The sequence below is a fragment of the Mesorhizobium sp. M1163 genome (assembly GCF_040318415.1).
In the GTDB taxonomy this organism is placed as follows: Bacteria; Pseudomonadota; Alphaproteobacteria; order Rhizobiales; family Rhizobiaceae; genus Mesorhizobium.
Map to the genome: position 1 here is coordinate 78748 of NZ_JAMYMF010000002.1, position 20746 is coordinate 99493.

Below are 20746 nucleotides of genomic sequence, written 5' to 3' on the forward strand. Positions count from 1 at the left end.
CTGCCGTGAATGGCCGAGATGCAAACTCGGTTTTGTTTTGACCCTGACCGCCCCCGCCCCGCCGCGAGGAACCCAGGCCTATTGCGCATCCGCGTGCGTGCTCAATTCAGCCCGCTTCTCATCCGAGACGACGGCGAGGTCGAGGACCTTCTGCAATTCGGCAGCATGCCGGAACGACGGTTCGGCCTGGACGCCGTTGCGCACTGCATCGACGAAGCGCTGGTAGTTGGTCTGCACCGTTCCGGCGTCCAGAACTTGCCATTTGGCGTTCTCGACGTCTTCGCCGATGCAGGCTTTCAGCTCTGAGCCGGTCAGATTGTGCACGACTTCGATGCCGCCCTTGTCGCCGTAGATGCGCAGACGGAGTTCGTTCAAATGGCCGGTCGCCCAGCGGCTGGCATGGACGACGCCGAAGGCGCCATTGCTGAAATCCAGCGACATCGTGAAACTGTCATTGGCGTCGAGCCCGTACTCGCCGATCCGGTTGCCGGGCGCCTTGTCGAAGGATCTCAGCCGGCAGAACACATGGTCGATATCGAGCGCCGCGCCATAGCTGGCGAAATCGAGGATGTGGATGCCGACGTCGCCCAACACGCCATTGGAGCCATGGCCGCGCGACAGCCGCCACAGCCATTTCGGATCGGTGCGCCAGTCGCCCCAGAACTTGGACACCAGCCAGCTCTGCAGATAGGACGCCTCGACATGCCTGACCGTGCCGATCTCGCCGGCCAGCACCATGGCGCGCGCTCTCTGCAGCGGCGCGACGTTGCGATAGGTCAGGTTGACCATGTTGATGATGCCGGCCCGCTCGGCGGCATCGGCCATCTCACTGGCCTTCTCGAAGTTTTCGGCCAGCGGTTTCTCGCACAGCACCGGCTTGCCTGCCGCGATCAGCATCATGGTGGTCGGATGGTGGATGCGATCCGGCGTCACGTTCGCCACCGCGTCGAACTTGCCCCATGCCAGCGCCTCGTCCAGCGACGCGAACCGGTTGGGGATACCGTAGATGTCCGAAAACTTGTCGACACGCGTACGGTCGAGATCGACGGCGCCGATCAGTTCGACGCCCTCGATCTTGCCGAACTGCCTGGCGTGCTCCTCCGCCATCCAACCGGTGCCGAGTATCAAGAGGCGCATGATTCTTATCCTTAGGACAGGGCTTTATCTTCTTGTTCGACCATGGATTTGTGGTCTAGCGAAAGCCGGCTTCGCCGGCGGAATGAAGTTTTCCGCCGCGCTCGACGATCGGCTCGAGCGCCTTTTCCGCCGGCACGTTCGGCGCATCGAGGATGGCCGGATTGGAGCCGAGCGGGTTGTGCGCCCATTTCACCGCATTGCGCAGCACCTTGTGGACGTTGGCATCGTGATAGGTCGGATAGGTCTCGTGGCCGGGCCTGAAATAGAAGATGTTGCCGGCGCCGCGGCGATAGGTCAGCCCCGACCGGAACACTTCGCCGCCCTGGAACCACGAGATGAACACGGTCTCGAGCGGCTCCGGCACGGCGAACTGCTCGCCATACATCTCCTCGTTCTCGAGCTCGAAATACTCGCCGATCCCGGCTGCGATCGGGTGGTTGGGGCTGGTCACCCAAAGCCGCTCGCGCTCGCCCGCCTCGCGCCATTTCAGCGTACAGGGCGTGCCCATCAGCTTCTTGAAAATCTTCGAGAAATGGCCGGAATGGAGAACGATCAGCCCCATGCCCTCCCAGACACGGCGCGCCACGCGCTCGACCACTTCGTCGGCGACGGCGCCATGGTCCTTGTGCCCCCACCACAGCAAGACATCGGTCTCGGCCAGACGGTCGGCCGGCAGCCCATGCTCCGGCTGCTCCAGGGTTGCCCACGACACCGAAATCTCGGGGTCGAGCTTCAGCGCATTGGCAATCGTCGCGTGCATGCCCTCGGGATAGATGCCGGCGACCACCTCATTGGTTCGCTCATGGATATTCTCGCCCCAAACGACAGCGCGTATTGTCATGATGTCCTCTTGATTGTTTGAAGCTGGAGCCGCCCGACCGGTCAGTCATAATATCCCCGGCCGGGAATGAAAACCGTTTCGCGGCCGGCTGCTGACAATCTGTTGGAAATCGGGCGGGAAAGTCCACGCGGCAAAACCAGCGATGCCGGCGCTGTTCCCGCCGACGTCTCACATGTTTGCGCTGCCTGCGAACAACCTAAGCGCCGCGGCCCTCTTGGGCGACGCGTGTCAGCGGCTTCGACAGCCGCGGCACCACGACAAGGCGCTTGATCTTGCCCTTCTTGTAGGCGGCGAGGAAGCGGGCGTAGTCCTTGAAAACGACGCAGCCATTGGATTCGGCGCGGCCGCCGCGCAGCATGTAGGTGTGGGCGAGCAGGCCGTCGCGGCCATATTTGTTGCTGCCGCTGGCAGGGGTGAGACGCAGTGCCTCGACGCCGTGGAAGCGCGATTCCCGCAGCGTCAGATTGTAGGTGTCGGGTGGCGTCGGACCGACATTCTTCTTGTGAACGTAGCGCGGCTGGTCGACCATCGCGCCCAGTCCCGAATGTGCCTCCAGCCGCGAGCCGTCGGGCATATAGACGGTCTTGGCCGAGATGTCGTAGACGGCGACGCCGCTGCCCATGCCAGGCGTGGTGAACAGGTTCCTGAAGGCCCCGCCGAGACCGCCGGAAGGCATGTCGGGCTTGGCATAGGCGAGCATGTCGCCGCCCTGCGTCTTCGACCGTTTGCCCGGCTTGCCCGACACCGCCGGCACTGCCGCTTGTGACGAATTGCGAGGCGACAGGCTGCCGGGTTGCGTCTCGGCCGGCGGAGCATCGGCCGTCTGGACCTTGCTCGCCCTGGATGCCTGGGTCTTCGATGCCTGGGCCTTGGATGCCTGGGGCGGCTCCGTTTTTGCTGCCTGATCCTTTGGCGTCCGGTCTTTCGGCGCCCGGTCTTTCGAGGCTTGAGTCTGGGGCGCCGGCTCATCGATGACCGCCCGCGGACGCAGCGTCGGCAGCGGAATGCTGTCGGGCATGTCGTCCTGCGGCGGCAGCGAGGCCAACTGGACCTCAAGTTCTTGCGGCTCTTGTGAAACTGCGGGCTCGCTTGCCGCGACGGCTGCCGGGAGCACGTCGATCATCTGCTCCGGCAATGTATTCGCCAGCGCCAGCGCCAGGCGCGACGAGCGTTCGATCTCCGCCACCGCCGGCCCGAAGCGCACCGATGCCGGGCCGTTCGGGTCGGGTATGCGCACCGGTTCGGCGAACCGGGCATCGGCCGGCAGGCTGGCGAGCATGACGGGTGAGCCGGAGGAGGCACGGGCTAAGGCGGCGGCAAGCTTTTGCGGCGACAGCGCGGCCTTGGCCACCACGTCGTCGAAGCTTGGATGCCGCGATGCGGCGGCGACAAGCGGCACGGCATTGCGCTTGAGACGCGCCGATTTTCCCTGGCGAACGAAGTTCGACGCCGACCGCAGGCAGTTGGCATCGCACCCGTGCTGCAGCAGCTGGGCCGACAGCGCTGCGTTTGCCGCGGCCCATGTCGGGGCCTGCGCCTTTGCAAGGCTGCGGCGAGGATCGGCGAGCGCGATGGTGCGCGGCGCGAGCAGGCTTTGCGGGAGACCGTTGGAAGCTGCGGTGAGCGAGGTTCCCATCGAATAAAGGCCGGCCAAGGTCGCCACCGACCATAAAGCAATGGCTGCACCGACGGCCGGAACCGCGACCCAGCGCACGCCGGGCCTCATCGAAGTCAATCCAGTTGCAGGACTGTCACCCCGGGTTTTCGCACTTACAAACGCCATTCAACCACTCTCAATCGGCCGTTGCCGGCTAGCGGATTTCGCAGCCGTGACATTCACAGTTCGCCTGGTGCCCCCAGCACACTTCGCGTCTGTTGCCGATTGATTCAAAAGATGGACAAAGTTGGTTAACCAATCCCTCTACCGACCGCCGATTGGGCGACGGTCACACCGAAAAACGCCCTCCAAAACCTGCATAGTTGGCAAAACTGCCCTCCAATGATGACTTTGCTGCCCGTTTTTGTCGGCCGAGTCAAGAAAGCGAAATGACTAGACCTTGCTGGGCGGAGTCGGCGACGGCTGCCAAAGTGAAGCCAGGCCGACCAGAATCGCGCCGCCGGCAGCCGCCGCCATCAAGCCCCGGCGATCGGTCGAACTGGCGATTATCGACCTGCCGCTTGTCGACCTGCCACTCGGGCGAATGAACGATCAACGTCTGGGAATTCAGGATAGCGGCAAGACGTTTACAGCTCAGCGCTGGAACGGAATATCCAGCACCTCAAGCAAATTCCAGGAAAAGTGTGAAACGGTTTTCCGCCCGGAAAACGATGAACCGTTCAGACCACAGCCATGATTATGTGAGCCTGGATTTTGGCAGCAACCCCGCCGCTGCCATGCCTGTCTGCAATCGCGGCTGCGGCGTAGTCGGTTGCAGCATCCAGGTTTCCCGCCTCTCTGGCCTCGATTTCGTTGCGAAGCAGAGTGCCCTGGCAATAAGCAACGGCCGGAAGGCGCGGCGAGGAGGCACGGCTTTGTTCGGCCCTCGTCTCGATCACCACACCGGAAAAACCTGCCTCCTCCAGTTCGCGACGGATCAGTGCCGTATCGTGGTAGCCATGCGGCGTGCGTGCCAGAAATCGCGGCGGATCGTTCGGAAAAATCCGCGCCAGAGCATTCGTCACATCGTCGGCAAATACATTCTCCTCGATGCGATCCCATACGCTGAATAGGAAATGTCCGCCAGGCTTCAGAACTCGCCGGGCTTCGCGGTAGGCAGATGAGCGGTTGGGAAAGAACATCGCACCGAACTGACAACAAACGAGATCGAAGGCCGCATTTTCAAACGGCAGCGCCAGAGCATCGGCCTGACGCCATTCGATGCGATCATCGGGAGCTTGCCGCGAAGCGGCGTAGTCGAGCATCGGCTGGTTGAGGTCGGTTACGACATAGCTTGCACTGGGGGCCAGTTTTGGCGCCAATGCGCGGGTGACAACCCCGGTGCCCGCGGCGGTTTCCAGAACGGCCCTGGGCGACAAGGACGCGGCCCGTCGTGCAAGATCTGCGGCGAACGGCTCGAAAATCAACGGCACCATATAGCGGTCGTAGTTTTCCGGAATCGAGCCAGCGAACACCTTGTCCGTTTCCAACATTGCTATCCCCCGCCGTCCGTTTGATGGCTCGTCAGCATAGCATGGAATTGTCTGTTTTTCGATCGCATTCGACCGAGGGGCGGTTCGCTCATGGACCCTCCGAAACGGCGTTCTGCGGTTATCTGCAAATGTGCTAATATAGAGTGGTCATGCACATTGGTGCGCGGCCAACATAATGGGAGGACGCGATGAAAACCATAAATCGCAGGTCTGCAATTGCGCTCGGCGTGACGGCGGCCGCGGTAACGCCTTTGTTCACGCTGGCGGCAGCTGCAAAGGTCAAGAAATACGGCCCGAAGGAAGAAAAGGAAATAGCCCCCGGCGTCAGGGTGGTTGAGGTCGGCACCGGCAATTCCGATATCCCCGCCTACAAGAGCATCTCAATTGTCGATGTGGTCTTTCAGCCGGGAGCAGCCGCTCCCGCAATGGTAATGGACAACGACATGGTATGTACCATTGCCGCCGGTGAATTCACGATCAAGAAAGCCGACAAGCAATTCAAGCTCAAGGAAGGTGACATGTATACCTGCTCCAAGGGCAAGACCGAGGCGGCAGCCAACACCAGCAAGGTGGTCGGCATCCACCGCATCGCCGTCTTGATACCTGCCTAGCGCATGCCAACGAAAACCGGCCCGCGTCCTCGTCCGGGACGCGGGCCTTTTTGATGATGTTCGTGGCGGTTTCTCTCTCGGTCCGCTTTGCAAGTGTGCGTTTATATTAGAGATCACGCAAGTTTCTGGATCACTGCCGGCCGGTATGCGCCCTGCATTGGCGGATTAGCAATCCGGCAGCGCGCTGAGCGTTTGGCTTCACGAAACGGCTCGGTGCTCTTCCCGGGCAGCCTCCCAGACCTCGCGCGCCGCGTCTGCATTCAGTGCCGCGATTCCCAGCCCGACGATCAGATCCGGCCATGCCGAGCGCCATAGGAAGGCCGTCACCAGTCCGGCCAGTATGATCGCGATGTTGGCGACGGCGTCGTTGCGGGCCGAGAGGAATGCCGCCCTGGTAAGACTGCCGCTGTGGTGGCGGTAGCGCGCCAGCATGTAGGCGCATGACAGGTTGACCGCCAAGGCGCCCAACCCCGCCAGCGTCAGGGCCGTTGGCTGCGGCGGCACCGGCATGTTGAACTTTTCCCACGCGGTCCACAGCGTCGCCAGGCCCGGCACCAAAAGGATAAGTGCCAGCGCCATGCCGACCCGCGAGCGGGCACGCAGCGACCATCCCATGGCGAGCAGTATCAGGAGGTTGACCGAGGCATCTTCCAGGAAATCGACGCTGTCGGCGAACAGCGACACCGAGCCGATCGCCAGCGCCACGGCGAATTCAATGCCGAAATAACCGAGGTTCAGCAGCGCGACGACAAGCACCACCCGGCGAAGGCCGTCCGACGTAATGGCTTGCTGCATGGTCTGTCCCGATGTGATGGTGTTGATGTTATTGCTGGCCGCCCCGGCTCTCGATGGTCTCGATCTCGCAGGGGCTTGCAAAAACCGCTATTTGAGGCCAGCCTAGGTCGAACATGGCACGTCTGTCACCAAAACACCTCCTGACTATGCTGCTCGCGGTCCTCGTGATCGCCGGGTTCAGCCTGTCCGCCGCTCAGGCTGCCGTCATGTCGGCCAGGATGGCGATCGACAGCCGCATGATCATGGCCGCAGATGCCGGCACCACCGACGCCGACATGGCCAAGATGGCCGATGCGAAGGGCGGCGAGTGCAGCGCTTGCCTCAAGAGCTCGGCCGACAACGACAAACCGATGCAATGTGCGCCGACCTGCGTCGCACCGGTTCTGGCGGTGCTGCCGGAAGCTCTCCCCGTGACGGGACTGCTGCGGGCAGAGCTGCCGCCGGCGCTTCCCGCCGCGTTCCTGCACGGGCGAAGTCTGTTGCCCGAGCCATTCCCTCCAAGACCCAGCGCTCTCGTCTGACGCCGTTTCTGCCGTTTCCGCGGTTGATTGACGGCGTTTGATCGTCCGGTTGCGCGTACTGCGCAACGGACGCGGCAGCAATTCAATCGATGTCGCGATGTTCGCCGTCGGTTACCGCAGGGGTCACAAGGGTGAATTCCGTTTCAAGTCCGTTCATAACGCGCCGCAAATTCCTGCTTGCGGCGGCAAGCATTGCCGCCTCCGCGCCGATCCGCCCCGCACTGGCGCTGGCTACCGGCGAACACCGGATCAGGGTGGCGCCAGGCCAGGCACGGCTCACCGGCCCCGATGGTCCGCGCACTCCGGTATGGGCCTATGATGGCACGGTCCCCGGCCCGACACTGCGCTTGCGCCAGGGGCGGCCCGCTCGCATCATCGTCGAGAACGGACTGGGCGAGGACACCACGGTTCACTGGCACGGCATCCGGCTGCCGAACGCGATGGACGGCGTGCCGGGATTGACCCAACCGCCGATCAGGCCGGGCGAAAATTTCGTGTACGAGTTCACCCCGCCCGATGCCGGCACCTTCTGGTACCATCCGCATGCCGACAGCCTGGTTCAGCTTGGCCGTGGCCTTGCAGGCGCACTGATCGTCGAGGAAGCCGAACCGGTCGCGGTCGACCGCGAGCTTCTATGGCTGCTGCAGGACTGGCGGCTCACCAAGAATGGGCAAATCGCTGCCGGCTTCGGCAACATGATGGATGCGGCGATGTCGGGCCGCGTCGGCAATGTCGTCACCGTCAACGGTGCACCGCCGGCCGACCTGACCGTGAAGGCCGGCGAGCGCGTCAGGTTGCGGCTGGCCAATGCGTCACTCGCTCGCATCATGGCTTTGCGTTTCGAAGGCCACCGTCCGGTCATCGTCGCCATCGACGGCCAGCCCTGCGACCCGCATGAGCCGGAGGGCGGACGCTTGGTGCTTGCGCCCGCCATGCGCATCGATGTCGTGCTCGACATGCAGGGCGACCCGGGCAAGCGCTACGCGGTGATCGATGAGTTCTACGACGGCCTTGCCTACTCCCTGACCGCGCTCGCCTATGACGCCGGAGCACCGCTGCGCGATCATCCTCTCGATGCGCCGCTTCGCCTGCCGGCCAATCCGCTGCCGGCCCCCGACCTGGCCAAGGCCGAACGGCATGAGATCGTCCTGCAGGGCGGCATGATGGGCGGCGGCAAGCTGGCCGGCGTCGGCGGCATGATGAGCATGGCGATGCCCGGCATGAACGGCGCCGCCGCCTGGGCAATCAACGGCATGTCGATGACCGGCGACGGCCACGCGGGCATGGCGCCACAGTTCACGCTGGAACGCGGCGCCACCTGCCGTCTCACCATGCGCAACGAAACCGCATGGTGGCACCCCATGCACGTTCACGGCTTCAGCCTGTCGGTGCTTTCGCGCAACGGCTCGCCGGTACCGCACCGGCAATGGCAGGACACGGTGCTGCTCGCCCCCAAGGACACGATCGAATGCGCCTTCGTTGCCGACAATCCCGGTGACTGGATGCTGCACTGCCATGTCGCCGATCACCAGATGGCCGGCCTGATGACAGTGTTCCGCGTGACCTGAAAGTTTTGTCCAACCAAGGAGAACTGCAATGAAACTGACCTACCGCCTAGCCGCACTGTCCCTGCTGATCGCAACGCCGCTGCCTGCCTTCGCCGCCACGATCAACGCCGTCATGTACAAGAACCCGCAATGCAGCTGCTGCGAATCCTACGCCAACTATCTCGAGCACAACGGCTTCAAGGTCGACATCAAGCCGGTCAACAATCTCTCTCAGATCAGCAGCGATGCCGGCGTGCCGGCCGACCTCGAAGGCTGCCACACGCTGATGGTCGACGGCTATGTCGTCGATGGCCTGGTGCCGGTCGAAATCGTCAAGAAGCTTTTGACCGAACGCCCGGCCATCACCGGCATAACGCTGGCCGGCATGCCGACGGGCGCTCCAGGCATGGGTGGTGAGAAGCAAGGCCCCTTCGTCGTCTACGCCTTCACCAAGGACGGCAAGGCACCCACCGTCTACGCGACCGAGTGAGGCTATTGTGAGCAAACTGGCCATGGTCCTGATTGGCATGCTGCTGGCATTTTCGCTGCCGGTAGCAGCCGCCGAGCCGCCGCAGAACTTTGTCGTTCACGAGGCGCCCGCCCCCGTACCGGAAATCAGCTTCGAGGATGGCAATGGCAAGCCGAAAACGCTTGCGGATTTCCACGGCAAGGTCGTGCTGCTCAACATCTGGGCGACATGGTGCGCGCCCTGCCGCAAGGAGATGCCGACGCTCGATCGTCTGCAAGCCAAACTGGGCGGTCCGGATTTCGAGGTCGTCGCGCTGTCCATGGACCGTGCCGGTCCTGAGATTGTGAAGAAGTTCTTTGCCGAGATCGGCATCAAGCACCTCGCCCTCAACATCGATGCCTCGGGCAAGGCCATGTTCGCCATCGGCTCCGTCGGCCTTCCGGCAACCCTGCTGATCAATCGCGACGGCAAGGAGATCGGCCGGCTGATTGGGCCGGCCGAATGGGACGCGCCCGACATGGTCGACTTCATCGGCAGCCGCATCGCTGCCGAGTGAGAAAGGAACAGATATGTCCGGGTTGAAGGCTCGCTGCCTTGCGTCGGCTTTGAACGAGTGGAGGTGTTTGCTGCTGGGCGCCATTGCCATTGCGGCGCTGACCGTGGGCTTTTCGTATCGGGCGCAAGCCCACTCGCTCGACGAAATCGACACCATGCTTGAGGGCGACGAGAAATATTTCCAAACGATCGACAAGCCGGCGCCTGAATTCACGCTGCGCACCGCCGATGGGCGTGTCGTGCGAACGGCAGATCTGCGCGGCAAGGTGGTCGTCCTCCACTTCATCTACACATCGTGCCCGGATGTATGCCCCCTGCATGCCGAGAAGATCGCCGAGGTCCAGAAAATGGTGAACGGCACGCCGATGAGAGGCCAGGTCAGCTTTGTGACCATCACCACCGACCCTGCCAGGGACACGCCGGACGTGCTGCGCAGCTACGGGCAGACGCACGGGCTCGACCCCGTCAATTGGCTGTTCCTGACCACGACGGCGGATCAGCCGGAAGATGCGACCCGCAGACTGGCGGAGGCCTTCGGCCACAAGTTCACACTGACGGACGATGGTTATCAGATGCACGGCACCGTCACCCATGTGATCGACAAGGAGGGCCGCTGGCGGGCGAATTTCCATGGCCCGAATTTCGCTGCGGTCAATCTCGTCACCTTCGTCAATGCGCTCACCAACAATGTCGAGCGCCCGCACCATGAGCCGGAAACGGGATGGTGGGCGAAGATCAAGGGCATGTTCTGAGGCACCATTCACATGCCGGCGGTCCGGCGAAACAGAGGGAAGGAGAACCCTGTGATCCACAAATCCAATTCCTGGCGCGGAGCCATCGGCAAAATGGCCCGTGCCTTCGTCCTGGCCGGTGCGACGGCCTGGCTCGCGCTCGGTATCCACGGTCAGGCGATCGCCGCGGGCGAGATGTCCCAGGACCAGTTCGACCAGCGCATCCACGATTATATCCTCGCGCATCCCGAGGTCGTCATGGAGGCGCTGCAGAGCCTCGATGCCCGCCAGCGCGAGGCCGCGGCAAAAGAGGCGAAGGCTGCCCTGGCGGCCAAGGCCGACGATATCTTCCGGGACCCGGCGAGCCCGGTCGGCGGCAACGCCGAAGGCGACGTCATCATGGTCGAGTTCTTTGACTACAACTGCCCCTATTGCCGCCAGGTTGCGCCGATCCTGGCGCAAGCCGTGGCCGACGATCCGCAGCTCAAAATCGTCTACAAGGAATTCCCGATCCTCAGCACGGATTCCGTATTTGCTTCCAAGGCGGCTCTCGCCGCAATGCGCCAGGGCAAGTACATGGCATTCCACAAGGCCTTGTATGCGGTGAAGACGCGGGTGACCGAAGCGGTCGTGCTGAAGGTTGCTGCCGACGTCGGTCTCGATGTGGCTAAGCTGAAGACCGACATGCAGCGGCCCGATATCCAGGCGTCGATCGACCGGAATACGCAACTGGCACAGGCGCTGAAGATCAGTGGAACGCCAAGCTTCGTCGTTGGCGAGCAGATTTTCCCCGGCGCGACCGACCTCGCAACGATGAAGAAACTGATCGAGCAAGCGAGGAACAGCAAATGAGCCGGATATGCCATCCAACCCGACGGACGGTTGTTCTGGGCAGCGCCTTTGGCGTCGCTGCGGTCGTCGGCTTGCTCAAGGGGCCGGATTTGACGATCGCCGCGGAGGATTCCGATCTGGTGCGCCGCTTCAAATATCTCAGCCAGAACGGCAACAGCACGTGTTCGGCCAAGTTCACGGAGTCGATTGCGACCATGCCGGCGATGTCGCGGATCACGGGCTCGTGCTGCAGCCCAATGGAGACAAAGCGCTATGCCGAGCAGGTGAACGGTTTGGCCAGGTACCGCGAGATCGCGATGATCCCGAACGATCCGTACGATATTCCGGCCGGCATCGCACAGAAGATGATGCCCTACTACGATGTGAAACTCTCCGGCGACGAGCAGCAGGCCTATGACTATGCGATGGCCAATTCCAACGAGAAAGGCCCTTGCTGCTGCCAATGCTGGCGCTGGAAAGTGTATGGCGGATTGGCGAAGTTCCTGATCCGCGAGCAAGGTTTCACCGGCAAGCAGGTCGTCGACGTCTGGGATCTCTCGGACGGCTGCGGCGGAGGTATGTGAGACGGACAGGACAGGACACTTCCGGTTGGCGGGACAAGGCGACAGGCGGCCGATCGGTTTCCTGGTCGTCTTGACCGAAGTCCCCGGCGAGCTAATTGCCTTCGCAGTCGCCGATGCTTACCGACGAAGGCGGGCCTTCACTGACCGTAAAGGTGATTGCAATGATGAATGGTCCAATGGATACGTGGATGATGGGCGGCATGGCACTCGTCTGGGTCCTGGTGTTCGTCGCCCTCTTGCTCGCGATTGCAGCCTTGGTCAAATACCTGCGAACCTGAAGCCGCGGACGCAGTCAGGTATACGACTATGCGATGACAAATTCCGGGGAGAAGGAGCCAGCTGCTGCCAACTGTGGCGGTGGCATGTAAGGCGACCAGGGCAGCACGACGCCGCGTCACTCGTCAGGCAAAGCCGGGAACCCGCTTGGTCTTGCCGCTCAGTTGCGCGCCCAGTGTCAGTGTCTGCGGGAAATTCCGGACGATCGCCGCCATCAAGGTGGCGCTGCCGGGGCGAAGGGCAATTCCGGCAAGGGCCGCGGCAGCGTAGACCCGTGTCGAAAACAGTCTTTTCCAGGCCGCCTCATAGCGCCTGGCGGCAGCCTCACGCCCTGCTCGGCCACCTGGCGCGCATGCGAGTTCGCAAGCCAGCAGCCAGCCGGACTGCAGCGCCATCGAGATACCCTCGGCGATAACAGGATGAGACTCTCCGGCTGCGTTGCCGACGCGGAAGAGGTCCTCTTCGTAGAACGAGCGAATTCCCGGCCGGATCGGACCTGCGGCAAGCCACGGACCGTCGAGAAGCGCCGGTTCCAGAGCGTCCCGCACGCCCCGGCATGAGTCGACGAGATGGCGGGAGACCGCATCGGCGGCCGGCACATGGCTCCGGTGTTTGGGGCCATGTTGTTTACGCAACCGCGCCAGCATATCGCGGCGAATGCAGCACGAGATCGACAAGCGGCCATGATCGGCCGAGACCATGCCGCCATAGCCGCCGGGAAAGGCCAGCAGAGGCATCAAATCCGGCGCCAGCGACGACCCGGTGAAATGCGCCTTGAAGCCGAGCAGGTCCGACGGGCGATTGGCCTTTGCGAGCTGGCTGGGCAGCGGCCCCGGTTCCCAGGAGCCGTGTGCGGCGACAATTACAGGCGCGCGCAACATCGCCGTTTCGTCCCCGGCTTGAATTCGTACCCTTTGCATCTCGCCGTCCCGGTCGATGGCGACGGCGCGGCAGGGCTGGAAGATTTCGACACCCGCCGATCGCGCCGTCTGCAAAAGCAGAGAGTCGAGAATGTCCCGGCCGAGTGCCCGGCCGAAGCCGTCTTTTGCAGGAGGCCCAGCTCCTGCACGTGGCATTGCCGCCTCGACGCAGGTTTCGCCGGAAAACAAACCGACGCGGCGGATTTCGGGGCCGGCATCGGTACGCCAGGCATCGCCGATGTCCAGCTGGTCGAGAAGCGCAAGATTGCTTGCCGAGATGTATTCGCCGCAGACCTTGCGGCGCGGAAATGCGGTCTTTTCCACAATTGCCACGGCCCATCCGCGCCGGGCCAGCGTGAGCGCGACGGACGTCCCCGCCGGGCCGGCACCGATGACGATCGCGTCATGAGTCGACAATCGCGTCATGAGTCGCTGCCGGCACTGGCGCCGACGAAGATGTGGGAGAAGAGGCCGGCGCGCCGCTCCTCGACCGGTTTGCCGTTGGCCGCAAGCCAGAGACCGGAAAGCTCGCTGCCGCGAAAGCCGGCACGCACGCTTTGCGCCGCATCGTTTCGTGTGACGTCATTGGCGCCGATTGCCGGCAGAAGACGGGTCGCGGCCAGCGCCAGTTTCGCCCGCAACGGCTCAGTCGCCAGCAGCAACGGGGCTTTCGGCCTGATCAGCGAAAACAGACGCACGAGCTGCGCATCGTCGAGATGATGCAGGAACAGATTGACCGTGACGGCGTCGAACCGTGCGCCCTCGATCTTTCCTGCCCAGTCGAAGACATCGGCGGTGATCCCTTCAGCCTTCCATCCCAGCCTGTCAAAATCGCCGCGCAATTGCGCGGTGACGAGGCTGACGCGGTCGAGCATCATCAGTTCGACCCCAGGCCAATGCCTGGCCATGCGCCGCGCCACCGCCAGCATGAAGGAGCCATCGCCGGCGCCGATCTCCAGAATGCGGCGTGGCGGCTTTGGCACAAACCTCCTGAGCAACGACGTCATGATCGGCACCTGAAACATCAGCATATTGATGCGCCGAAGGTCGCGGCGCGCGGTCAGCGCTCGCGGATCGTCGGCCGCAAGGCCGTCAAGGATTTCCGGCGCAAGCTGCCGATGCTCCAGGCCGCTCATGACACCGTTCGAAAGAGCATGGTTTCGGCCGTCAGCCCGGGTCCGAACGACATGCCGCAGCCGAGCAGGCCGGCAGGCGCCTTCAGCATCTCTTTCATCACGAACATGACGGTCGCCGACGACATGTTCCCGTATTGGCGCAACACCGCGCGCGATGGTTCCAGCGCGGTGGGCTCCAGTTCCAGAGCCCTTTCGACGGCATCGAGCACCGAACGCCCACCCGGGTGCACGGCCCAAAGGTCGATCGCCTCGGTCGGCCGGCCACCGAGGATGGCGGCCTGGTTGCTCCGCAACGCTTCATGAATCGCTGCCGGCACTTGGCCGGAAAGAACCATTTCGAATCCGTGGTCGCGAATATTCCAGCGCATCAGATCCCGCCGCTCCCTCGCCACCAGGCAGTGAAAGCTATCGAGCTCGATGCCGAGCGGCTCGGAAGTGATGAGCGCAGCCGCACAGCCATCGCCCCAGAGGCAGAACGACAGCAGTTTTTCCAGTTCGGTGGTTTGACGCAGGTGCATCGTGCAGAGCTCGATATTGACCAGCAGGACCTTGGCCTGCGGGTCGGAGCGGACGATGTGACGCGCCAGCTTGAGGCCGTTGATCGCCGCGTAGCAACCCATGAAACCGATCATCGTGCGTTCGACCCCGTCCGGCAGCCCGCAACGCGCAACCAGCTCGAGATCGATGCCCGGCGCCGAAAAACCGGTGCAGGTAGTGACGATAAGATGGGTGATGCGGGAAGCGTCGTCGCCAAGTTGCAATCCGTCGATGCCCTTTTGCGCCAGAACAGGTGCGGCATCGTCGAACATCGCCATTCTCATGGCCGTTCCGGGAAACGCGCCCCGAATGAAGGTCCCGGCCAGGTCGGCGGATGGTCCTTCGGGATCGGACGCCGGCGCAAAGCAGGAATAGCGGTGCTCGATGCCGGCAAGATCGGCCACGCGTTCGAAGATCCTCCGGCGATCGGCCGCGAGCATCGAGGCCGCGAAACGCAGGTAGAATTGATGAACCTCGTGCTCCGGCACCGCTGTCGCGATCCGGTTGATATAGGCGTTGACGGGCATGTTCTATCTCCTCGGCGTCTGCACGGCGTAACGTGCCGCCGGAGGGTCCTTGCTGATCGGTACCTGGTGCCGGGCGCTGAGTTTGAGCGCTGTTCGATAAACGTTTCCGAAAACTGATTTCTTCCCGAAGGTTCAGTATGCGCTGTTGGCAGGCAAACGGTTGGAGCCGGCGGGCGGTTGCGTCGGGCATCCAAAATCGCCACATCATGTTGACCTTCCATCTACTGGAAGGTCTATTTCCTCCGATAAAGGAGATTTCCGATATGAACATCGGCGTCGCATCCGAAAAATCCGGCCTACCGGCCAAGACGATCCGCTACTACGAGGACATCGGGCTCTTGCACCCGGCCCGGACAGACAATGGCTATCGCGATTACTCGACGGCCGATATTCACCGGCTGCGCTTCCTGCAGCGCTCGCGAAGCCTGGGGTTTTCGGTCGACGAATGCCGCCAGTTGCTCTCGCTGTACCAAGACAGGGAACGTGACAGCGCTGACGTGAAGGCGATCGCGAAAGCCAAGTTGGTGGAGATCGACAGGAAGATCGCCGAACTGGTCGGATTGCGCGGCTTGCTTCACCATCTGGTCAGTCACTGCCACGGCGACGAGCGGCCGGAGTGCCCGATCATCGACGAGTTGGCGGGACAAGGCGTGGCCCAGTGAGGCTCGCAGCCGCTCTAACAGTGCTGTCGCTTGCCTGCGTCTCTGTCGTGCTCGCTGCCGCCCATTCGAGCCGTGATGCGGTCATCGAGGCTCGCCAGGCCTCGATGAAGGAAATGGCTGCGGCGGCAAAGGCGATCGCCGGGATGTTCGACGGCAAGCGGGCGTATGACGCCGCGGCTTTCAAAGCGGCGGCCGAGGCCATCCGCGCCCGCACCGGCCCTTCCCTCATTGCCGAATTCCCCAGCGCGACATTGGGTGCGCCTTCAGGCGCCAAGCTGGATATCGACCCTGCCCGCGCGGAGTTCGAAGGGCTGGCTCGCCACATCGGGACGCTGGCCAGCGCCCTGGCCTCCGACGCCGAGCGGGTGCCGCCGCGCATTACCGACGACATGAGAATGGGTTCCGGCCCGGCGATGGGCGGTGGCAGCCTGCTTGGCAAGCGACCGGGGACGGCGGAAGCCGATCCCGCCAAATTGCCGGCGGAGCACCTCCTGCATCTCATCTTGCAGGATTGCTCGAGCTGCCACTCGAAGTTCCGGCAAAAGGTCGAGTGATGGCGTCAGCTCCGCAGCTGCTGATCCGCCATGAAATTGCGCCAGCCGCCGAAATGCGAAATCTCTTCTGCATCGGTAAGGCCGGCACTTTCAACGAGGAAGCCTTTCGGCGAAGTTCCGTCGTCGAGCAGAAGCGTCCCGATGCCGAGCGGCGGCGGGATCGCCGCGACGAAGCGACCGAAGGCTTGCGGCGACAGCCGCCAGACTTCGACCTCGATGGCTGTGCCCTTGCCATTGCAGGTGCGCTCGAGCCCCGGTCTCGACACCGACTGGCCGGCGAGTGCGTAAAGCCGGTAGAGCGGCGCCGTTCTCGCACCCCGGGCGAAAATCGCGCCGAGCTGCTGCAACTGGCCGTTCAGCGCCATCCCCGATAGATGCGCGCCGACCACGGCCAGCTCGATCGTGCCTTCATCCACGTCCACGCGGATATCGCCACGCGGCGGCAGCGGCCAGCCGGTAGCGCCCAGCGCAAGGCCGCTTGCCGCATGGACATCGCGCGCAAGCGACGCCGTCAGATGGTCCTTGCCCGCCGCGGCAAGCAAGGTGACGCTCATCGGCAAACCGTCGCTGCGGGTTCCGGTCGGCACGGCGATGCCGCACATGTCGAGCAGATTGACGAAGTTGGTGTAGGTGCCGAGCCGGCTGTTGGTGACGATAGGGTCAGCCAACACCGCTTCGACTGTGTAATGCGTCGGCGCGGTCGGCACACAGAAAAGATCGACCGAGGCGATAACCGGCGCAAGCTTGGCCTTGTAGGCCTGCAAGGCATAGAGCCCGTTGAAGGCGTCCGCTGCGGAAAGTTTTCGCGCACCGCCGATGATCTGCCGCGTCACCGGATGCATGGCCGCCTCGTTGGCATCCATGAAGTCCCTGATCGCGGTGTAACGCTCGGCCACCCAGGCGCCCTCGTAAAGCAGATTGGCGGTGGCGTAGAAATCGCCGAACGGGATTTCGACCAGCCTGCAGCCCAGCGTCTCCAGCGAGGCAAGAGCGGCCTCGAAGCCCGCCTGCATCGCCTGGTCGCCGAAGAACGTCCGATCGGCCTTGGCCGGCACGCCAACCGTCAGCACCGGTGGGCGCGCGGCAAGCGGTTGGATGCCGAGGTCACGTGAATAGGGATCGGCGTCGTCCTTCGCCGCCGCGACCTCGAACACGCTGTAGGCGTCGTCGACGTTGAGTGCGAAGACGGAGACGCAGTCGAGCGTGCGGCAGGCCGGCACGACGCCGGCGGCCGACAGCGCGCCGACGCTCGGCTTCAGCCCGACGATGTTGTTGAGGCCGGCGGGTATGCGGCCCGAACCGGCGGTGTCGGTGCCGAGCGCGAACGAGACGATGCCACGCGCCGTCGCCACGGCCGAGCCGCATGAGGAGCCGCCCGGCACCAGTGTCGGGTCGATCGCATTCCTCGGGATTGGATAGGGCGTGCGCACGCCGACCAGGCCGGTAGCGAACTGGTCGAGATTGGTCTTGCCGACGACCAGCGCGCCGGCGGCCTTGAGCCGCGCGACGACGGTGGCGTCGTTCGCCGGCAAGTAGGCATATTCCGCGCAGGCCGCCGTGGTCGGCATGCCGGCAACATCGATGTTGTCCTTGACCGCGAACGGAACGCCCCACAGTGGCTTTGCCAACGGATCGAACGGGCCGAGCTTTTCCGCCTCGGCAAGCATCTCCGCCCTGCTCGCCAGATGGATGAAGATGCCCGGGTCATCGGCCGCCGCGAGCCGCGCATGGACCGTATCGATCATATCGCCAATACTGAGGCCGGCCTGATAGGCGGCGTGCAGGCTCGCTATGTCGAAGCGGATGTCGCTCATTCGGCCTCGCCCTGAATGACGACCGGCAGGTTCCACTGGATGAGTACGACGCAGCCGTCTTTTGTCCACACCGAATGCTCGGTTCCAACCGGGTTCAGGATCACACTGCCCGCTGCATAGTCGCCGTTCTCGTCGCTCTGCGAGCCTTCCAGCACGATGATCGTTTCCAGCCCGGCGTGGCGGTGACGCGGCACGCCGGCGCCCGCCCGGTAGTTGAGAATCGCGACCGACGGTTCCGTCGATCCCCCCTTGAGCAGCCAATGCACCGTGATGCCTTCGCGAAAAGGCTCGAATGGCAGATCACGCCAGCCCCCTTGGATGAGGGCCTGGTATGCAATGTTAGGCATTGGAAATTCCCTCGAGCACCTGGTCCGTTGTCGCCGTCCAGCCGACGATCGCGCCCTGCGCCCTGATCATGGCAAGGGCTGCCGTCTTGAACTCCGGAAAATAGCTCTCCGTCGCATCCTCCGCCAGCAGGCATTCATAGCCGCGGTCGTTGGCCTCGCGCATCGTCGTCTGCACGCAGACCTCCGTCGTCACCCCGGCAAAGACCAGTTGCTGTGCGCCGAGCCGCTTGAGGTCATCGCCGAAGCTGGTGGCATAGAACGCGCCCTTGCCGGGTTTTTCGATGACGATCTCGCCAGGCAATGGTGCAAGTTCATCGAGGATCGCCGTTCCCGGTTCGCCGACGATCAGCACGCGACCCATGGGACCGATATCGCCGATGCGGATCGACGGATTGCCGCGATTGCGCTTGGCCGGCGGCAGATCCGAAAAATCTGCCTTGTGGCACTCCATCGTGTGGATCACCGGCAGGCCAGCGGCGCGAAACCCTTCGAGCAGCCTTTTCACCGTGGGCACGATCGCCGTGATCCGGCTGACGTCGTTGCCGAGGCTGGCGCCGAAGCCGCCGGGCTCGGCGAAATCGCGCTGCATGTCGATGACGACCAGCGCCATCGCCTCAGGCTTGAAGGCAAACGGGAACGGCAGCGCCTCGATCTCCGCCATCAATGATGTCCCGCCATGTGCTCGCCGATCGTCTGCACGCTCGCCTGCGCGATCGGCGTCTCGTAGACCAGCGCGCCATCCGACATGACGAAGATGCGGTCCGAGAGCTCAAGCAGCTCGTCGAGGTCCTCCGACATCAAAAGCACTGCAGCACCGGCATTGCGCGCCTTCATGATGCGGGCGCGTATTTCGGCGACGGCGGAGAAGTCGAGGCCGAAGCAGGGGTTCGACACGATGAGCAAATCGACCTCGCCGGTCAGTTCCCGCGCCAGCACCGCGCGCTGCACATTGCCGCCCGACAATGATGAAATCGGCGAAGCGAGCGAGGCCGTCTTGACCTTGAACTGTTCGACAAGACGGGCCGCGTAGTCCCTGATCGCGCTCATCCTGATCCAGTTGACCGGCTTGCCGGCCTCGTTGAGGTCGAAGGTCCGGAAGGCCATGTTTTCGGCCACCGTCATCCGCGGTGCGCAGGCATTGCGCAATGGCTCCTCCGGAATGAAGCGGACATTGAGCGTGCGCGCCTCGCTGCGGCTGGCACCATAGGGCGAGCCTTTCACCAGAACGTCGCCCGCATTGCGTGCCCGCTGTCCGGCAAGGACTTCGAGAAACTCCTTCTGGCCGTTGCCGGAGATGCCGGCGATGCCGACGATCTCGCCGGACTTCACGTCGAGCTCGCCGATGTCGATGCTTTTCAAGCCGGTGCGGTCAGGCGCCTTCAGCGACTTTACCGTCAGCACCTGCCTGGCGCCGGCCGGCACCGGAGCGCGACTGTCGAGTGCTGCAATCGGTTGGTCGCCGATCATCATCGCCGCCATCTGCTTGTGCGAAAGTTCGGAGACCTTTCCGGTTCCGGTCAGCCTGCCCTTGCGCAACACGGTGATGTCGTCGGCAAAGGCCGTCACCTCGTGGAATTTGTGCGAGATCATCAGCACGGTGAGGTCGCCTGTCCTGGTCATGTCGCGCACCAGGCCAAGCACTTCCTGTGCCTCGCCAGGGGTGAGCACCGAAGTCGGCTCGTCGAGCACCAGGAAACTGCGGCCGAGATAGAGCTGCTTGACGATTTCGAGCTTCTGCTTCTCGCCGGCCGCAAGTTCCGCCACCTTGACGTCGAGCGGCAGCTTGAACGGCATCCGCTGCATGAATTGCGCAAGTGCGGCGCGCTCCTTGCGCCAGTCGATGACGCCCGGCACTTTCTCGCGGGAAATGACCAGGTTTTCCGCACCGGTCAGCGACGGGACGAGGGTAAAATGCTGATAGACCATGCCTAGCCCGAGCGCCGAGGCATCCTTCGGGCTGGCTATCGCGACCTCGCGGGCATCGACCAGCATGTCGCCGGCGGTCGGGCGGTAAAAACCCATCATGCATTTGACCAGCGTCGACTTGCCGGCACCGTTTTCGCCGAGCAGCGCATGGAATGATCCCGCTGGCACCTTGATCGAGACATCGTCCAGCGCGGTGAAGGCGCCGAAGCGCATGGTCATGCCGATAGTCTCGACGCCGACGGCTTTCTTGACGATGGTTCCGCTCAAGATCGCCC

At 63.4% G+C, this 20746-nt stretch carries 24 protein-coding genes; 12 read left to right on the top strand and 12 right to left on the bottom strand.

The genetic code is table 11. From position 1 onward, the window contains the following. Positions 1-78: 78 nt before the first annotated feature. From NKH43_RS02455 to NKH43_RS02465, 3 genes are all read right to left on the bottom strand, one after another. Positions 79-1137 carry a Gfo/Idh/MocA family protein gene (locus NKH43_RS02455; protein WP_352856410.1) on the bottom strand — a complete coding sequence of 353 codons (1059 nt, stop codon included), beginning with the start codon at positions 1135-1137 and terminating at the stop codon, positions 79-81. Positions 1138-1192: 55 nt separating this feature from the next. After that, positions 1193-1978 carry a ThuA domain-containing protein gene (locus tag NKH43_RS02460; RefSeq protein ID WP_023720619.1) on the bottom strand — a complete coding sequence of 262 codons (786 nt, stop codon included), beginning with the start codon at positions 1976-1978 and terminating at the stop codon, positions 1193-1195. Positions 1979-2174: 196 nt separating this feature from the next. Further along, complete coding sequence (locus NKH43_RS02465) at positions 2175-3704, bottom strand: DUF2778 domain-containing protein (protein WP_352856412.1); 1530 nt, start codon at positions 3702-3704, stop codon at positions 2175-2177. A 331-nt stretch (positions 3705-4035) separates the two neighbouring features. Between NKH43_RS02465 and NKH43_RS02470 the strand changes: the two genes are divergently transcribed. Next, positions 4036-4332, top strand: a complete 297-nt coding sequence (locus tag NKH43_RS02470; RefSeq protein WP_352844659.1) for a hypothetical protein — start codon at positions 4036-4038, stop codon at positions 4330-4332. On the opposite strand, the gene NKH43_RS02475 is transcribed toward NKH43_RS02470, so the two are convergent. Then, positions 4316-5128 (bottom strand): class I SAM-dependent methyltransferase, encoded by an 813-nt coding sequence (locus NKH43_RS02475; RefSeq protein WP_352844661.1) that lies wholly within the window; start codon positions 5126-5128, stop codon positions 4316-4318. The two genes, NKH43_RS02470 and NKH43_RS02475, sit on opposite strands and share 17 nt — an antisense overlap. A gap of 188 nt (positions 5129-5316) precedes the next feature. Here NKH43_RS02475 and NKH43_RS02480 point away from each other — a divergent pair, with 188 nt between their 5' ends. Further along, positions 5317-5739 carry a hypothetical protein gene (locus NKH43_RS02480; protein ID WP_352856414.1) on the top strand — a complete coding sequence of 141 codons (423 nt, stop codon included), beginning with the start codon at positions 5317-5319 and terminating at the stop codon, positions 5737-5739. Between the two features lie 198 nt (positions 5740-5937). Here the strand turns inward: NKH43_RS02480 and NKH43_RS02485 are convergent, their stop codons facing one another. After that, a complete protein-coding gene (locus NKH43_RS02485) occupies positions 5938-6534 on the bottom strand; it encodes a cation efflux transmembrane domain-containing protein (RefSeq protein WP_023720625.1) in 597 nt (198 codons plus the stop codon). A 146-nt stretch (positions 6535-6680) separates the two neighbouring features. On the opposite strand from NKH43_RS02485, the gene NKH43_RS02490 reads away from it, so the two are divergent. The 8 genes from NKH43_RS02490 to NKH43_RS02525 all read left to right on the top strand — a co-directional run bounded on the left by NKH43_RS02490 (position 6681) and on the right by NKH43_RS02525 (position 12050). After that, a complete protein-coding gene (locus NKH43_RS02490) occupies positions 6681-7055 on the top strand; it encodes a hypothetical protein (RefSeq protein ID WP_352856416.1) in 375 nt (124 codons plus the stop codon). Between the two features lie 131 nt (positions 7056-7186). Continuing rightward, a complete protein-coding gene (locus NKH43_RS02495) occupies positions 7187-8623 on the top strand; it encodes a multicopper oxidase family protein (protein ID WP_352856418.1) in 1437 nt (478 codons plus the stop codon). Positions 8624-8651: 28 nt separating this feature from the next. Beyond that, positions 8652-9092, top strand: coding sequence for a DUF411 domain-containing protein (locus NKH43_RS02500; RefSeq protein ID WP_023720628.1), 441 nt, complete (start codon positions 8652-8654; stop codon positions 9090-9092). 7 nt (positions 9093-9099) lie between these two features. Then, positions 9100-9627, top strand: a complete 528-nt coding sequence (locus NKH43_RS02505) for a TlpA family protein disulfide reductase (RefSeq protein ID WP_352856420.1) — start codon at positions 9100-9102, stop codon at positions 9625-9627. Positions 9628-9694: 67 nt separating this feature from the next. Continuing rightward, positions 9695-10378 (top strand): SCO family protein, encoded by a 684-nt coding sequence (locus NKH43_RS02510; RefSeq protein ID WP_352856422.1) that lies wholly within the window; start codon positions 9695-9697, stop codon positions 10376-10378. 51 nt (positions 10379-10429) lie between these two features. Then, positions 10430-11209, top strand: a complete 780-nt coding sequence (locus NKH43_RS02515; RefSeq protein WP_352484015.1) for a DsbA family protein — start codon at positions 10430-10432, stop codon at positions 11207-11209. Then, positions 11206-11772 (top strand): hypothetical protein, encoded by a 567-nt coding sequence (locus NKH43_RS02520; RefSeq protein ID WP_023720632.1) that lies wholly within the window; start codon positions 11206-11208, stop codon positions 11770-11772. Before NKH43_RS02515 ends, NKH43_RS02520 begins: the two co-directional genes overlap by 4 nt. A 113-nt stretch (positions 11773-11885) precedes the next feature. Further along, entirely contained in the window at positions 11886-12050 is a 165-nt protein-coding gene (locus NKH43_RS02525; RefSeq protein WP_352589569.1) for a hypothetical protein, read from the top strand. Positions 12051-12173: 123 nt separating this feature from the next. On the opposite strand, the gene NKH43_RS02530 is transcribed toward NKH43_RS02525, so the two are convergent. Genes NKH43_RS02530 through NKH43_RS02540 form a run of 3 tightly spaced genes read right to left on the bottom strand, consistent with a single transcriptional unit; the run spans position 12174 to position 15168 of the window. Next, positions 12174-13394 (bottom strand): NAD(P)/FAD-dependent oxidoreductase, encoded by a 1221-nt coding sequence (locus NKH43_RS02530; RefSeq protein WP_352856424.1) that lies wholly within the window; start codon positions 13392-13394, stop codon positions 12174-12176. Next, the gene (locus NKH43_RS02535) at positions 13391-14104 is read right to left on the bottom strand and encodes a methyltransferase domain-containing protein (protein ID WP_023720635.1); all 714 of its coding nucleotides are present in this window, start codon (positions 14102-14104) and stop codon (positions 13391-13393) included. The genes NKH43_RS02530 and NKH43_RS02535 overlap by 4 nt, the downstream gene beginning before the upstream one ends. After that, complete coding sequence (locus NKH43_RS02540; RefSeq protein WP_352856426.1) at positions 14101-15168, bottom strand: type III polyketide synthase; 1068 nt, start codon at positions 15166-15168, stop codon at positions 14101-14103. The genes NKH43_RS02535 and NKH43_RS02540 overlap by 4 nt, the downstream gene beginning before the upstream one ends. Before the next feature lie 263 nt (positions 15169-15431). Here NKH43_RS02540 and cueR point away from each other — a divergent pair, with 263 nt between their 5' ends. Next, complete coding sequence (gene cueR, locus NKH43_RS02545; RefSeq protein ID WP_031194477.1) at positions 15432-15830, top strand: Cu(I)-responsive transcriptional regulator; 399 nt, start codon at positions 15432-15434, stop codon at positions 15828-15830. Then, positions 15827-16384 carry a cytochrome c gene (locus tag NKH43_RS02550; RefSeq protein WP_352855734.1) on the top strand — a complete coding sequence of 186 codons (558 nt, stop codon included), beginning with the start codon at positions 15827-15829 and terminating at the stop codon, positions 16382-16384. Before cueR ends, NKH43_RS02550 begins: the two co-directional genes overlap by 4 nt. 5 nt (positions 16385-16389) lie before the next feature. Here the strand turns inward: NKH43_RS02550 and atzF are convergent, their stop codons facing one another. From atzF to NKH43_RS02570, 4 genes are read right to left on the bottom strand one after another with little or no spacing between them, the layout of a single operon-like run. After that, positions 16390-18198, bottom strand: coding sequence for an allophanate hydrolase (atzF, locus tag NKH43_RS02555; RefSeq protein ID WP_352494456.1), 1809 nt, complete (start codon positions 18196-18198; stop codon positions 16390-16392). Continuing rightward, entirely contained in the window at positions 18195-18545 is a 351-nt protein-coding gene (locus tag NKH43_RS02560; RefSeq protein WP_023720640.1) for a cupin domain-containing protein, read from the bottom strand. The genes atzF and NKH43_RS02560 overlap by 4 nt, the downstream gene beginning before the upstream one ends. After that, a complete protein-coding gene (locus NKH43_RS02565) occupies positions 18538-19206 on the bottom strand; it encodes a cysteine hydrolase family protein (RefSeq protein WP_023720641.1) in 669 nt (222 codons plus the stop codon). Before NKH43_RS02565 ends, NKH43_RS02560 begins: the two co-directional genes overlap by 8 nt. Next, complete coding sequence (locus tag NKH43_RS02570) at positions 19206-20738, bottom strand: ABC transporter ATP-binding protein (protein WP_023720642.1); 1533 nt, start codon at positions 20736-20738, stop codon at positions 19206-19208. Before NKH43_RS02570 ends, NKH43_RS02565 begins: the two co-directional genes overlap by 1 nt. Positions 20739-20746 lie beyond the last annotated feature (8 nt).